Raw genomic sequence first — 13909 nt, 5'->3', positions numbered from 1 at the left:
CCCATCCCCCTCTGGCTGCTGCCAGCGCTCGCGGCGTGCCAGCCCCCCGCGTCCTTCGACGGGCCGCTCACGCCTGCTGAACATCCCGTCCTCGTCGGCGGCGGGGGCTGTCTGTCCCCCGCCTGGCGAATCATCCAGTTCGGCAGCGCGGGTGATGACGTGGCGGTGGACGTCGGGCTGGACGCTGACTGCGACCTCTTCGTGGCGGGCACCACCCTGGGGGTGCTGGAGGAGGGGAGCGTCACGCGAGGCCAGTTCCAGGACGCCTTCGTGGCCAGCCTGGATGCCAGCGCCCAGCCGCGGTGGCTGCGCCAGTACGGCTCGGCGTGGGACGACACCGTGAAGGGGCTCGCCGTCTCCCCCGAGGGCGACACCTACGTGGTGGGCAGCACGCCCTTGGCGATGCCGGGCGCCGTCAACCTCGGGCAGGGGGATGCCTTCGTCATCAAGCACGGTCCGGGAGGCGCGCTGGACTGGGTCGTCCAGCGCGGCTCGGCCGAGGAAGACACCGGGCTGGGCGTCGCCCTTTCACGAGACGGCCGCCACGTCTTCCTCGCCGGCGGGACGATGGAGAAGCCCGACGTCAGCTTCGACATGAGCATCGAGGTGCTGGAGGCGGGGGATGGGACGGTGCTGGAGGCGCGTCGCCATGGGACCGCCGGGCATGACCGGGCGGAGGCCGTCGCCGTCAGCGCCGAGGGCTCCGTCGTGCTGGTGGGCGCCACGCTGGGTGGGTTCGCCTCGGCGAACGCGGGCTCGTTCGACGCCTTCCTCGCCCACCTCGACCCCACGCTGGGCCTCGCCTGGGCGCGGCAGCCGGCCACCCCTGACATCGACGCCGGGCTGAAGGTCGTCATCGCGCCCGATGGCGCCATCCTCATGCTGGCGCTCTCCTTCAGCGACCTGGCCACGGGCCGCGGGGAGAATGATGGCCTCTCCTCTGCCTTCCTCCTCAAGTACGACCCGATGGGGCGCCTGCTCTGGGCTCAGCGCGTCGGCTCGCCCCATGAGCTCCACCGCGCGAGCGGGCTCGCCGTGGACGGACACGGCGCCATCTACGTCGCTGGCGGGACGCACGGCGCCATGGACGGCCCCAACCAGGGAGGCCGGGACGCCTTCGTCGTGAAGTACGACGCCCACGGCGCCCGCCTGTGGGCGCGGCAACTGGGCACCCCGGGCATGGACGAGGCCCATGCCGTCGCGCTCACCCGCGCGGGGGACGTCGTCATCGCCGGCTACACCACGGGCCAACTGGGTAGCGCCCATGCCGGAGGGCAGGACGTCTTCGTCGCCCGCTTCAACAGCCGCGGGCAGCAGTAATCAACCAAGGAGCCGTTTCATGCACGGAAGAACTGGAAGGCGGAAGAGCTCGGTTTCTCAGCTGTTCGTCGCGGTGCTCGCCTTGACGATGGCGCTTCCCGCGAGCGCGGCGGACGGGCTCGAGCTCAAGCCCCGGCCACTGGCACGCAAGGGCGTGGTGGAGCTGCGGCGCAACGTGGAGATTCCGCGCGTCGTCGTGAAGTTCCACGAAGGGACCCGCGTTCGCCTGCGCGGGGAGCAGCTCATCGCGCTGCGCGAGTCGCGCGGCGCGCGTGAGCTGGGCCAGTTGAGCCAGCGGGGCCTGACGGGCTCCTCCGTCGAGGCGGACATGGCGACCGTGGCCTCGCTCGTCGCCGCCAGCCCCTATGCTCGTGGGCTGGGCCGGATGTTCACCGCCGACGAGAAGCAGCTCGACACGCGCAAGTTCGCGACGGAGACGCTCAGCGGCCAGGAGGTCGCCGACCTGAACCTCTACATCGAGGTTCCCATCCGCCCCGGTACCACCTTCCAGCAAGTCAGGGACCTGGTGGAGAAGCTCGACGCGCTGCCCAGCGTGGAGACGGCCTACGCGGAGCCCGCCGCGGAGCCCGCCGCGGTCAACTGGCCCAACTTCCTCACGCCGATGCTGCTGAAGGCCGGCCCGAACCTCCAGGGTGAGCAGGGTTACCTGGGCGCCGCGCCCACCGGCATCGACGCGCACTACGCGTGGACGGTGGCGGGTGGCAGCGGCGCGAACGTCAAGGTCGTGGACGTGGAGGGCGGCTGGCGCACCACGCACGAGGACATGCCTGGCCTCTTCCACCAGGGGGGCGCCCAGTTCAACGACCTGGGCTGGCGCAACCATGGCACCGCCGTGCTGGGGGAAATCGTGGGCGTGTCCAATGGCTTCGGCGTGACGGGCATCGCCCACGCCGCCCGGGCGGGCTACGAGTCCATTGGCTCCCAGAGCGCGGCCAGCGCCATCGCCAATGCCGCTGTCGCCGCGGGCTCCGGCGGGGTCGTCCTCATCGAGCTGCACCGCCTGGGGCCGCCCAACAACACGCCCTGCACCTGCAACTTCGGTCAGTGCGACTACATCGCCATGGAGTACTGGCAGGCGGAGTTCGACGCCATCGTCCAGGCCACCCTGAATGGCGTCGTGGTCGTCGAGGCCGCGGGCAATGGCAGCTCCAACCTGGATGACGCCGCCTACAACAACGCCTTCAACCGCGACGTGCGCGACTCGGGCGCCATCGTCGTCGCGGCCGGCTCCTCGCAGGGCCGCGCGCCGATGTGCTGGACCAACCACGGCAGCCGCCCCGACGTCCACGGGTGGGGTGAGAACGTGGTCACCCTGGGCTATGGCGACCGGTTCAACGGCGGGTCGGAGAACACCTATTACACCGCCAGCTTCAGCGGGACCTCCAGCGCCTCGCCCATCGTCACGGGGGCCGCCGCCTCCCTGCAGGGGGCGCTCCAGGCCCGCGGCCGCTTCCCGCTGAGCCCGCTGGCCCTGCGCGATGTGCTCTCCAGCACTGGCAGCGCCCAGGCCCCGGATGCCCGCCGCATCGGCCCCCGTCCCAACCTGCGCGCCGCCCTCAACCGCCTGGGCATCTTCTAGCCCCCAGCGCGCATGAACCCCGCCCTGGAGTGGCGCGCCGCTCCAGGGCGCCGGCCCCCCGCCGAAGGGGGCCGGCCCCAGGTCGTTCTCACCTCTTGGGCGTAGAACCTCTCAACGAGCCAGGACCTCAGATGCCACGTTCTCCACGAAGCACCGCCGGGATTGGCCTGGGCGCCGCCTGCGTGGCCGCCGCGCTGCTCTTCGCGCTCTGGAACGGTGCCGCCCGGGCCCCCGCCCCGTCGCCAGAAGCGCCGCCTCCGGCGCCCCCCGTCATGGCGTCCGCTCCCTCCGCGCCACCCGCCGCGCGGCCCCTCGTGGAGATGCCCGCGGAGGAGACCACGCCGGTGGTCATCTCCGAGCCGGCCGCGCCAGGCGAGTCCGGGCAGCGGCGCCCGAGGCTCCGGGTGGACGACTTGCGCGATGCGATGATGGCCGGCAACCCCGACCTGGCCCAGTTCCGGACGTTGCAGCGCAAAGTGCTGCTCAAACCAGAGGAGCGGGAGCTGCTGCGTGGCATCTACAAGGACCGCGAACAGATTGAAGTGGCGCGGCGGGACCTGCTGGCTGAAAGCGAACAGACCTACAGCGACGACAATCAATTCCGCCGGATGTACCGGGTCGAGTATCTGGGGATGGCGCTCGAATGGAAGGACAATCCCGAGCGGGCGCACCTGCTCGACACCGTCGAGTCGCTCGTCATGGCACGCAACATCCGCGCCACCCAGGACCCGGAGGTGCGGCGCTCGCTGTCGGGAGACAAGGTGGAGATGATGATGATCCTCCTCCATAACGACCGGGCCCGGGCGGAGCAGTTGTTGGCGCAGTCCCGAGGCACCCCTTACGAACCCCTGCTCGAGTACGCCCGCGTCAGGTTCGACGCGCTCTGGGCGCTCGCGCGTCAACAGCAGACATCGAATCCCTGAGGTCTCTTCATCATGTCCAGCTTCTCGCGTTGGTGCATCCTCGTTGGTATCTCCTCGCTCGGCTGTGGCTGTCACGCGCCATCCTCCGAGCTGGGCACGGCCGAGCCCATCCTCAATCAACTCCAGACGGAAGGCTGCGGGAACTCCCTCACGGGGGAGGTGCTCTTGCAGTTCGGGACGGACGCCGACGACCAGGCGGTGGCGCTCGGGCGTGACGCCGAAGGCAACGTGTACCTCTCGGGCAACACGGGCGGCGCCTTCGGAGAGCCGGGAGAGCAGGGCGGCGGCCAGGATGTCTTCCTGGTGAAGCTCTCCTCGTTCCTGCAGTTCAACTGGGTTCACCAGTTCGGCTCGCCGGGCGAGGACGCCGCGCGGGACGTGGTCGTCACCGGCGAGGGTCAGGCGCACGTCGTCGGCATCACGCAAGACTCGCTCCCGGGGCAGTTCTCTTCGGGGGGCGCGGACGTCTTCGTGGCCCGGTATGACAACGAGGGGCGGCGCTCCTGGCTCGTCCAGCACGGCACACAGGAGGAGGACTACGGCCTCTCCGCCGCGCTCCGTCCGCAAGGAAGAATCGGCATCGCCGGGGCCACGCTGGAGACTCCGGTCAATGGCTTCGACGTCACGCTGCTTCAGTTTGACGACCAGGGCCAACAGGTCCGCAGGGATGTCTTCGGCTCCATGAACCAGGCCCATGACCGCGGAGAGGGAATCGCCGTGTCTCCGAACGGGAGGACCTGGGTCGTCGGGTCGACGCAAGGCCGCCTGGGCGCCCAGCCCCTGGGCTCCACGGACATCTTCATTCGCCAGTTCGACGGTGCCCAGAACCAGCAGTGGACCGCCCAGGTGGGGACGCCGGACATCGACGCGGCGCTCGCGGTCGCCCAGGACGGGAATGACCGCATCTACGTGCTCGCGCTCTCCTACAGCGACCTGAGCCGCCCCAACTTCGTCGAAAACGACGGCATCCCCAACGCCTTCCTGATGCGCTACTCGACTTCGGGAGAACTCAAGTGGACGCGCCGCATCGGGCCGGCCAACCAGCTCAGCCTTGCCACGGGGCTCGCCGTCGACAGCGCGGGCAATGCCTATGTGGCGGGCTGGACGACCGCGGCGATGACGGACACCCCCAACCAGGGCGGGCACGATGCGTTCGTCGCCCAGTTCGACAGGTGGGGCAACCAGACACGCGCCTGGCAGTGGGGGACGGGCGCGGATGACGAGCTGCGCGATGTGGTGATGACCAGCTCAGGAATGGCTCTGGGATGGGGAACGACCCGCGGAAGCCTGGGGGCCCCCAACCAGGGTGGACAGGACGTGTTCGTCGTCCAGTTCGCGACGAGCCCGTAGCAGGCCGTTCTTCAACCAACCAGCAGGGGGTAAGACATGAAGAAGACCATCTTCGCGGTCATTGGTTCACTGGCGATGTCGTCATCGGCCTTCGCCGCGTGGGCGCCCAACGAATATCGGTGTACGTTCGATCAGCTCACCGCGAATCAGGCCGAGGGTCGTCAACGCTGGGCGAAGCGCTGGCAGCAGCAGAATCCCTATGGCATCACGATGTGGGGGGGGCTGGACCACAACTACTGGCACTCGAGCTACACGCTCGAGGCCAACCAGGCGGTGTCCATGGGCTATTGGCTGTACCCCGTCTATGTGGACCCCAACAACATGTACACGCCCTGGAAGGGACCGGGGGCGTATGGGACCGCGACGGCGTCGTACACGGGCACGCAAATCCAGACCTCCGTTCCCTACAACTTCAAGCCCGCGCACATCCAGATGGATGGCGTGTGCGAGCCCGGTTGCTACACGCCGGACCAGAAAATCCTCCTGTCTGATGGCGCCATGGGCATCCGCGAGGCCCTGGAGTCCGGGCGGACGGACCTGGTGACGCTCTCGCCCGAGGCGTCATTCGCCTCTGTCGAGTTCCTTGACAACAAGGTCGAGCATTACACGTTGGACCGCGACGCCACGGAGCAGGAAATCCTCACGTTCCGCACCCGCTCTGGCGGGGAGCTGCGCGTCACCACCGAGCACCCGCTCGTCACGCCGGACGGCACGCTCAAGCGGGCCCGCGAAATCGGGGTGGGTGACAGCCTCGTGGACCGCCACGGCAAGGCGGATGAAATCGTCTCCCTGGACAAGAAGTGGGAGTACACCCGCGCCTACAACGTGCGCCCGGTGACGAAGGACCTCACGTCCAACATCATCGTCGCCCAGGGCTACCTCAATGGCTCGCAGCGCTTCCAGAGCGAGTACGTCGAGGAGATGAACCGGATGATTCTGCGCGACAACGTGCCGGAAGTCCTCGTCCCCGCGGGCGAGTAGCCGCACCCCGGCCGCCGGAGCGCATTTCCTGTCGCTCCGGTGGCCCCGCTGTTCACAAAGCCTGTCCCCATCCATCCGGTCCCGTCTGCTTCTGGTGGGCACCGGATTTTGTCGTGTCCGCAGACGGATTCCAACAAGAGCAAATCATGACAGTGCTATCACCGAAGAAAGACAGACGCATCATGGGCCTGGCGGTCCTCACCGCCTGCTGCGGCTCGCTCGGAGCCGCGAGCGCGGCTCCCGCTGGCGGGCCTGGGGGGATGGAGGAGAAGCTCATCATGGTCGAGGAGTTCCCCGATGACGGCGGCGGCGGAGGAGGAGGAGGTGGTGGTGGCGGCGGCTGGTATCCAGTGAGCTACCGATGCACGAATGACCTGGTCAACGCGAACCAGGCGGAGGGCCGCCAGAAGTGGGCGAAGCGCTGGCAGCAGCAGAACCCCTACGGCACCACGGTGTGGGGCGGCCTGGACATGCGCTTCTGGAACTCCGCCTACTCCACGGAGGCCTTCGACGCGGCGGCGGCGGGCTACTGGCTGTACCCCATCTATGTGGACCCCAACAACATGTACGCACCCTGGAAGGGGCCGGGGGCGTCTGGGACCGCGACGGCGTCGTACACGGGCGCGCAAATCCAGAACAGCGTCCCCTACAACTTCAAGCCCGCGCACATCCAGATGGATGGCTTGTGCGAGCCCGGCTGCTACGCGCCGGACCAGAAAGTCCTCCTGTCTGATGGCGCCATGGGCATCCGCGAGGCGCTGGAGTCCGGGCGGACGGACCTGGTGACGCTCTCGCCCGGGGCCTCATTCGGCGCGCTCTCCTTCATGAAGAACCGGGTCGAGCGCTACACGGTGGACCGCGACGCCACGGAGCAGGAAGTCCTCACGTTCCGCACCCGCTCCGGCGGGGAGCTGCGCGTCACCACCGAGCACCCGCTCGTCACGCCGGACGGCACGCTCAAGCGGGCCCGCGAAATCGGGGTGGGTGACAGCCTCGTGGACCGTCATGGCAAGGCGGATGAAATCGTCTCCCTGGACACGAAGTGGGAGTACACCCGCGCCTACAACGTGCGGCCGGCGACGAAGGACCTCACGTCCAACATCATCGTCGCCCAGGGCTACCTCAATGGCTCGCAGCGCTTCCAGAGCGAGTACGTCGAGGAGATGAACCGGATGATTCTGCGCGGCAACGTGCCGGAAGTCCTCGTCCCCGCGGGGGAGTAGCGGCGGAGCCCGGCCGGGCCCGGAGCGCCTTGCTGGCGGCTCCGCGCCCGGCGCGTCAACAACGCCCTACATGCCCATGGGCTCCATGCCCAGGATGAGGGAGCCGTTCTGGGTGAAGAGGTTCCAGTTCTGGGTGGTGCCGGACCAACTGGCGATGGTCACTCGCCACGTCTTCTTGAGGAACCAGAAGCCTACCCGGACCCAGAGTTTGATGTTGCCGGAGAGCGCGTTCAGGTTCACGTTGGAGCGGAGCGTGTAGTCGAGCGAGTAGAACGGCCAGAACAGCTCGGCGAAGGCGGGCAGGCTGACATTGACGAGGACCAGACTGCCCTCGACGCCGACCCCCGCGATGATGATGTCGACCCCCGCGGACGCGGTGGCGTTGGCCCAGCCGCCCGCGGCGGCGGTCAGCCTGGCGATGGTCGGCCCAATCTGCCCGGAGACGGTCAGCTTCACGCCGCCACCAATGGACGCCGCGACCGAGACGGGAACCGGTCCCACCATGAACCGCTTGGAGACGGAGAAGAACGTGCGGCTCCAGTTGATGGGCGTGATTTCAAAGCTGGCGTACAGGTTTCCGGACCAGATTTGCTGCCCCATGGCGTAGACGCGGGCGGTGCCGCTGTTGTTTCCGCCCTGCTGGCCGGTGAGCTCCGCGCGGCCCCGGACAATCTCCCGCTCCGTGCCAAACGCCACGGCGAAGACCTTGCCGTCGGCATAGGCCTCCACCTTCTTCTCCGCGACGCCCGTTGACGGAGACGCCGTCATCGCCGCATCGATGATGTAGCCCGCACCGAAGAGGCTGTTGCCGAAGTCATTCTTCCGGTAGTAGCTGCGGCTGAAAGGGGTGGTGCCATTGGACGGAGGCGTGACTTCCGTCGCCACCACGACTGCGGGCTGCACATTCTCGACGTGTGCCTCGGGAATGGTGCCCTGGTTGATGGTGATGTTCGGGCTGCCGTCGACCGGGTCTGTCCCCAGCACGCCGCCCGTTCGCGCGAGCTCGTCATTGATGATGATTTGCCGCTCGGTCGCCGAATACGAAGGCGAGAACGGATAGGTCGACTCCCAGGGGTAGTTGTTGTTGAGCTGATAGCCTGGTGGATAGGTCGTGGCGGGGAAACTCGCGGGGTTGACAGTGTAGATGACCGGGTCGACATACGCGGGCACCTGTGCCTGCGCAGCCTGCGGAGCCACCACTGCGAACAACAGCGCTGCGAAACCCAATGCTGCTCTCGGCTTTTGCATGTGCGGTGTCCTTTCGGGGCAGTCAAATTGAGCCCGAAATCAAGGAAACTCGTACAGGCATGTCACTGCGAGTGTCAATCGTGACATACTGCTAGAGGATAGTTTTTCGGGGTGGTCCGGGGCTGGCGGGATGCCGCTGTTGTATATTTTGAGGCGGCTGGGCCTAGGCGCGCCCCCCTGATGCATGCTAGCGATTGGCGTCATGCGCTCCGCACCGAAGCGTCATCAAGCCTTGTCGTTGGCAGTCCTTCTCGTCGTGGGGCTCTCCGCTGCGTGGTGGTGGAGTCAGCCGGAAGCGGCCATTCCCACTCCGGCGCCGGGGCCTTCGCGCGCGCCGGTGGCGCTCCAGGCCCCCCCGCCGCGCTCCGGGCCTGAGCCCGTGCGCGCCAGCGAGGATGGAAGGCGGGCCTGGGTGCCAGGCTCGGAGTACCGGTATTCGCTGGACGTGACGCAGCGGGTGGCCTTCAAGCAGACGCAGCCGCAAGGGGATGCGCCGCCATCAATGCGCTTTCACCTCCAGGGCGAGTGGCGTGTGGGCATCGTCAGCGCGAGTGACGCGCGGGTCGATGCGCGGGTGAGCCTGTTGCCAGAGAGCGTCTCCGTCGACATCGAGGGCCATGACGCCCTGTCCCCGGAGCAGCGGGAGTTGCTGATAGGGAGCCTCTCCCTCCCGTTCTTCGTGACGATGGAGCGCACGGGGGCCGCGCGGCTCGTCCACATGGAGACGGGCACGGACGTGCTGGCGCAGGGCCTGCTCCGCTCGGTGGTGGCGGCGACGCAGTTCGTGGTGCAGGGCGTCCCTGGCGCGGGCTGGCAGAGCGAGGAGCACGATGCCACGGGCCAGTACAACGCCGCGTACCGGCGCGCCGAGGAGCCGCTGCGCTTCTCCAAGTCGAAGCTGGCCTATACCCACGTGGCGACGGCGCAGGGCCTCCAGCCGCTCGCGAAGGACAAGCTCCGCATTGATGTGCGCACCGATTCCCAGTTCCAGTTGGGCGCGGACCTGTGGCCAGAGTCGCTGGTGGCCAGCGAGCAGTTCGAGGTGGACGCGGGAGATGGCATGCCCCGGGCCAGTCATGAACTGCGGCTGCGGCTGCTGTTGTTGGCGCGGAGCCGGGACACCACGTTGCCCGGCGCGCTGGCCGCGCTGCGAGACGGGTTGACCACCATCCCGCTGGCCAGCATCCAGGGCCACGCGCAGGACCCACAGGCCCACCACCGCCAGATTCTGGGGGGGCGCCGCTTCGAGGACATGCTCGAGGACCTGCGCGCGCTGCCCAAGGACGCACAGGCCCGGGACGACGCGAGGACCCTGGCGATGGAGCGCCTGCGCGCGCTGTTCGTGCTGGAGCCCGCTGAGGCCCTGAAGGTGCCAGGGGTGCTGCACGAGGGGTTGGAGCCGCTCGCCGCCAGCCCGATGTTGGGCGCGCTGTCAGCGGCCAGTACGACGGAGTCGATTCAGGCCCTCTCCCGCATCCTGGAGGATGGCGACGTGTCCGTCCCGGTCCGGACGGACGCGGTCGCGGCCCTGGGCATGGCGGAGGCTCCCACTCCGGAGGGCGTGGAGGCGCTGCGGGCGCGCGCGCGCGACACGCAGCCGGAGCTGCGGGACACCGCGACCCTGGCGCTGGGCAACGCGGCCATGCGGATGGGGGCCGGGTCCCAGGACGCACGGGGCGCGCAGACGCTCGTCGAGGAGCTGGGCGCGCGTTTTCGTTCGTCGAACTCGGTGGAGGAGAAGGCCCTGGTGCTGCGAGCGCTGGGGAACACACGGGACTCCCGCGCGCTCGTCTATATCGAAGAGGGGCTCCGTGAAGCGGCTCCCCAGGTGCGGCAGGCCGCAGTGGAGGCGCTGCGGTTGCTTGCCGACCCGGCGGTGGACCCGCTCCTCGCGCAGCGGCTGCTCGGGGACCCCTCGCCGGAGGTCCGGAAGGCCGTGCTCTTCGCCATCAGCTTCCGCCCGCTGGGGCCGCTCCTGTCCGCGCTCGACCAGGCGCTGCGGGGGGACCCGTCGGACGGGTTGCGAGCGGAGCTCGTCCAGTTCCTGGGCTCCAGGGCCACCACGACCCCCGAGGTGCGCCCGCTGCTGGCCTGGGCCAGTCAGAACGACTCCAACGCCAGCATCCGGCAGGCGGCGCTGGGGTTCCTCAACGCGGTGTTCGCCAACGCCGTCCCCTGAGGTCCCCGCCGCTTTCCGGTGGCGAGTCGCCGGCCCCGCGCGCCCCACGCAAGCCGGTGAAGGGCGCCTCAGAAGCGCATGCCCAGGCCCAGGTCGGCGCTGAAGAGGTTGCCGGCGTCGGCGCTGTCCGGGGCGAAGTCCCGCGCCACGAGCACGCGGTAGGTGGCGCGCAGGCCGGCGGTGACGCCGCTGTACCGGTACTCGAGCCCGGCGGCGAGGGGCACCTCCGCGCCCCAGCCCTTCTCGAAGGCGGTGCCCACGTCCATGGGCGTGGGGTGGAAGTAGCTGAGGCCGGCGCCCGCGCCGATGAAGGGCCTCCACTGCGAGAAGAGCGTGGGGCCCACCTTGGCCAGCAGGCCGCCGTTGTGCCGCCACAGGGTGCCGCGTCGGGGCTCCGCGTAGCCGTTGGCGGAGGCCTCGTAGCCCAACTCCAGGCCCACGCCGGAGACGATGGGGACTTCTCCCAGCAGGGCCAGGAACGCGCCCACGCCCGTCTGCCTGCCCACGTTGCCCGACCACGCCGTCACGCCGCTGCGCACCGTCAGGCCGGAGGCCCCGAAGCCCGGGGCGGGCTGCGCCTTGACGCGGGGCGTCTCCGCGACGGCGGGACTGGCGAGCAGTGCCGCCGCCAGGGTGCCCGTCCCCCATCCACCTCGCCTGTTCATGAATGCCCCCTCCCTTGTCCGCCGGGGTGTCTCCCGGTTCTCGGGTGGAACGTTGTTGCCGGACAGGAAGGTCGGGAACCCGGCGCATCGGGGATGGGCAGCCACACCGGAGGGCCGGGGAGGGGATACAGTCCGCGCCATGAGCGCGCCGAACATCCGCCGAGCCGTCCAGTTGCTGCCTGCCTGCGCCACCACCGGAGTCGGGAGCCTGCCGCACACGCAAGTGGAGCTGGGGCTCCAGGCCGCGCTGGCCCTGGACATCCCGTTCCTGCCGCAGTTGCCGGTGGGCAAGCCCTCGGAGCTGATGATTCCCGCGGCGCTGGAGGGGCTGCCGGGCCTGTCCTTTGATGAGGAGGGCCTGTGCACCGTGGACCTCGCGGCCTGGCAGGCGGGGCGCGCGGCCTTCGAGGCGCGGCTGGAGGCGGCGTTCCAGTCCGGCCAGTTCGAGGCCTTCGAGCCCTCCCCCGAGGCGTGCCGGGCGTGGCGGCCCTTCCTGTGGGAGGTGGAGACGCGGAAGCTGGCCTTCGCGAAGGCGCAGCTCGCGGGCCCCTTCACGGTGCGCTCGGTGGCGCGCACCACCGACGGACAGCCCGCGCTGGAGGTGCCGGGCCTGGATGAGGCGATGTACCGGCTGACGTTGGCGCGCGCACTGGCCATGGTGAAGGCGCTGCGCCGCGCGGGCACCACGCCGCTGTTCTACCTGGACGAGCCCGGGCTCTATGCGCTCCAGCGGACGAATCCCCGGCACCTGATTGCCATGCAGGAGCTGAAGCTGCTGGTGGTGGCCTTGCAGCGCGAAGGCGCGCTGGTGGGACTGCACTGCTGCGGCAACACGGACTGGGCCGCGTTGCTGGACGTCCAGCCGGACCTGCTCTCCCTGGACGTGCGGCTGTCATTGGACGCCATGGTGGAGGCGGACGCCGCGCTGGAGCGCTTCCTTGGCGCGGGCGCGACGCTGAGCCTGGGCATCATCCCCACGGACCTGGCGTCCACCTATGAGGTGGGGGAGCTGGTGGACTCGGTGGAGGCCACGCTGAAGGCGGCGCTGCCCAGCGGCTTCACCTTCGCGCAGGTGGTGTCCACGGTGGTGCTGACGCCCGCTTGCGGGCTGGCGATGCGCACGGTCATCGACGCGGAGCGAATCCTGGAGGAGCTCAAGGCGGCGCAGCGGCGGCTCCGGGGCGCGCTCCTGGCCGAGCGTCCCTCCGTTGACACCGTGAACCCCCACTGAGCGGCCGCCGTAAGGCCGGGGCCCCCGCGGTGTTTATCTTGTCGCGGGGGTTCAGGCGCCCATGTTGGAACAGCGTATCGGGACATGGTTGGAGCTGCAGGACGCGCTCTTCGCCGGGTCGTGGAGCGAGGTGCTGGGGCGTCACCGCTCCACCTTCGTCTTCCGTGGCATGCCCCAGGTGGCCAATGACTTGTCCACGGCGCTCAACCGCAAGGGGCTGTTCGTGCGCAAGGAGAAGGACCTGCTGAGGGCCTTCCGTAAGTACGCGCGGGGCTACAGCCCGCAGCCGGTGGAGTCACTCTGGGACTGGCTCGCCCTGGCCCAGCATCATGGGCTGCCCACGCGGCTGCTGGATTGGACCTTCAGCCCCTACGTGGCGCTCCACTTCCTCACCGAGAACCCGGAGCGGTATGGGGAGGACGGCGTGGTGTGGTGCGTGGACTACCGCCAGACGAACCGCCACCTTCCCAGGCGGCTGAAGACGCTGCTCCAGGGAGAAGGCGCGGACGTCTTCACGGGGGAGATGCTGGCCACGGCGGCATCGGACCTCTCGACCTTCGACCAGCTCGCGAGGCACCCGTTCGTGCTCTTCCTGGAGCCGCCGTCGTTGGATGCCCGCATCGTGAATCAGTTCGCGCTCTTCTCGGTGATGAACGGGCCCGAGCTCTGCCTGGACACCTTTCTCGAAGCGCAGGCGGAGGGCGTGCGCAAGCTCATCATTCCCGCCGCGCTCAAGTGGGAGGTGCGCGACAAGCTGGACCAGAGCAACATCACCGAGCGCGTGCTCTTCCCTGGCTTCGACGGGCTCAGCCGCTGGCTCCGACGATACTACAGCCCACGTGCCTCCGCGTGCGCCTCGGGCGCTCCGGCGGTGCGCAAGCGGCGGCGCGTGGCGAAGTGAGTTGGCCTGGCGGCACGCCAGCTCCCCCCTGGCGATGGCCCCCGGCGCTGCGACGGCGGGCTGTCACTGACGGCCGAGCCGGAGCTCGCGCTCGGCCTGGAACCAGTCCTGCTCGGAGCTGCCGTGCGTGCCGCCACGGGCCAGGAAGATTTCGTAGGCCCGACGGGCAAGCTGCTCGTTGGTGGGGCCGGGACGCGGTTCCGGAGCCCGGAGCTTGGACCGGGCCGACGCGGCTGGCGGCTTGCTCGAAGACGGCCCCGTCGGCTTGTAGGCGGTGTGGCGTGCCAT

At 69.2% G+C, this 13909-nt stretch carries 12 protein-coding genes; 9 read left to right on the top strand and 3 right to left on the bottom strand.

Annotated features, from left to right (window positions below):
* From HV826_RS21210 to HV826_RS21185, 6 genes are all read left to right on the top strand, one after another.
* The coding region (locus HV826_RS21210) for an SBBP repeat-containing protein (RefSeq protein ID WP_176418839.1) at positions 1–1320 on the top strand (1320 nt) is incomplete at its 5' end.
* A 19-nt stretch (positions 1321–1339) separates the two neighbouring features.
* Positions 1340–2920 carry a S8 family peptidase gene (locus HV826_RS21205; RefSeq protein ID WP_176418838.1) on the top strand — a complete coding sequence of 527 codons (1581 nt, stop codon included), beginning with the start codon at positions 1340–1342 and terminating at the stop codon, positions 2918–2920.
* Between the two features lie 131 nt (positions 2921–3051).
* Positions 3052–3843 carry a hypothetical protein gene (locus HV826_RS21200; RefSeq protein WP_176418837.1) on the top strand — a complete coding sequence of 264 codons (792 nt, stop codon included), beginning with the start codon at positions 3052–3054 and terminating at the stop codon, positions 3841–3843.
* Between the two features lie 12 nt (positions 3844–3855).
* A complete protein-coding gene (locus HV826_RS21195) occupies positions 3856–5193 on the top strand; it encodes an SBBP repeat-containing protein (RefSeq protein WP_176418836.1) in 1338 nt (445 codons plus the stop codon).
* Positions 5194–5229: 36 nt separating this feature from the next.
* The gene (locus HV826_RS21190; protein ID WP_163787260.1) at positions 5230–6174 is read left to right on the top strand and encodes a Hint domain-containing protein; all 945 of its coding nucleotides are present in this window, start codon (positions 5230–5232) and stop codon (positions 6172–6174) included.
* 146 nt (positions 6175–6320) lie between these two features.
* Positions 6321–7397 carry a Hint domain-containing protein gene (locus HV826_RS21185; RefSeq protein WP_176418835.1) on the top strand — a complete coding sequence of 359 codons (1077 nt, stop codon included), beginning with the start codon at positions 6321–6323 and terminating at the stop codon, positions 7395–7397.
* A 66-nt stretch (positions 7398–7463) separates the two neighbouring features.
* Here the strand turns inward: HV826_RS21185 and HV826_RS21180 are convergent, their stop codons facing one another.
* Positions 7464–8594, bottom strand: coding sequence for a hypothetical protein (locus tag HV826_RS21180; RefSeq protein WP_368670964.1), 1131 nt, complete (start codon positions 8592–8594; stop codon positions 7464–7466).
* 289 nt (positions 8595–8883) lie between these two features.
* Between HV826_RS21180 and HV826_RS21175 the strand changes: the two genes are divergently transcribed.
* A complete protein-coding gene (locus tag HV826_RS21175; RefSeq protein WP_255217332.1) occupies positions 8884–10824 on the top strand; it encodes a HEAT repeat domain-containing protein in 1941 nt (646 codons plus the stop codon).
* Positions 10825–10892: 68 nt separating this feature from the next.
* On the opposite strand, the gene HV826_RS21170 is transcribed toward HV826_RS21175, so the two are convergent.
* Entirely contained in the window at positions 10893–11489 is a 597-nt protein-coding gene (locus HV826_RS21170) for an outer membrane beta-barrel protein (RefSeq protein WP_255217331.1), read from the bottom strand.
* Between the two features lie 139 nt (positions 11490–11628).
* On the opposite strand from HV826_RS21170, the gene HV826_RS21165 reads away from it, so the two are divergent.
* Together HV826_RS21165 and HV826_RS21160 are read left to right on the top strand one after the other, a co-directional pair.
* The gene (locus HV826_RS21165; RefSeq protein ID WP_176418831.1) at positions 11629–12720 is read left to right on the top strand and encodes a hypothetical protein; all 1092 of its coding nucleotides are present in this window, start codon (positions 11629–11631) and stop codon (positions 12718–12720) included.
* A 61-nt stretch (positions 12721–12781) separates the two neighbouring features.
* A complete protein-coding gene (locus HV826_RS21160) occupies positions 12782–13621 on the top strand; it encodes an FRG domain-containing protein (protein WP_176418830.1) in 840 nt (279 codons plus the stop codon).
* A gap of 63 nt (positions 13622–13684) precedes the next feature.
* Here the strand turns inward: HV826_RS21160 and HV826_RS21155 are convergent, their stop codons facing one another.
* On the bottom strand, positions 13685–13909 hold the full coding sequence (locus tag HV826_RS21155) for a DUF2934 domain-containing protein (RefSeq protein WP_176418829.1): 225 nt from the start codon (positions 13907–13909) through the stop codon (positions 13685–13687).

This window comes from Myxococcus sp. AM010 (assembly GCF_013372585.1).
GTDB lineage: Bacteria > Myxococcota > Myxococcia > Myxococcales > Myxococcaceae > Myxococcus > Myxococcus vastator.
The sequence above is the reverse complement of the archived record's forward strand: the minus strand, read 5'-3'. Positions and strand labels throughout refer to the sequence as shown.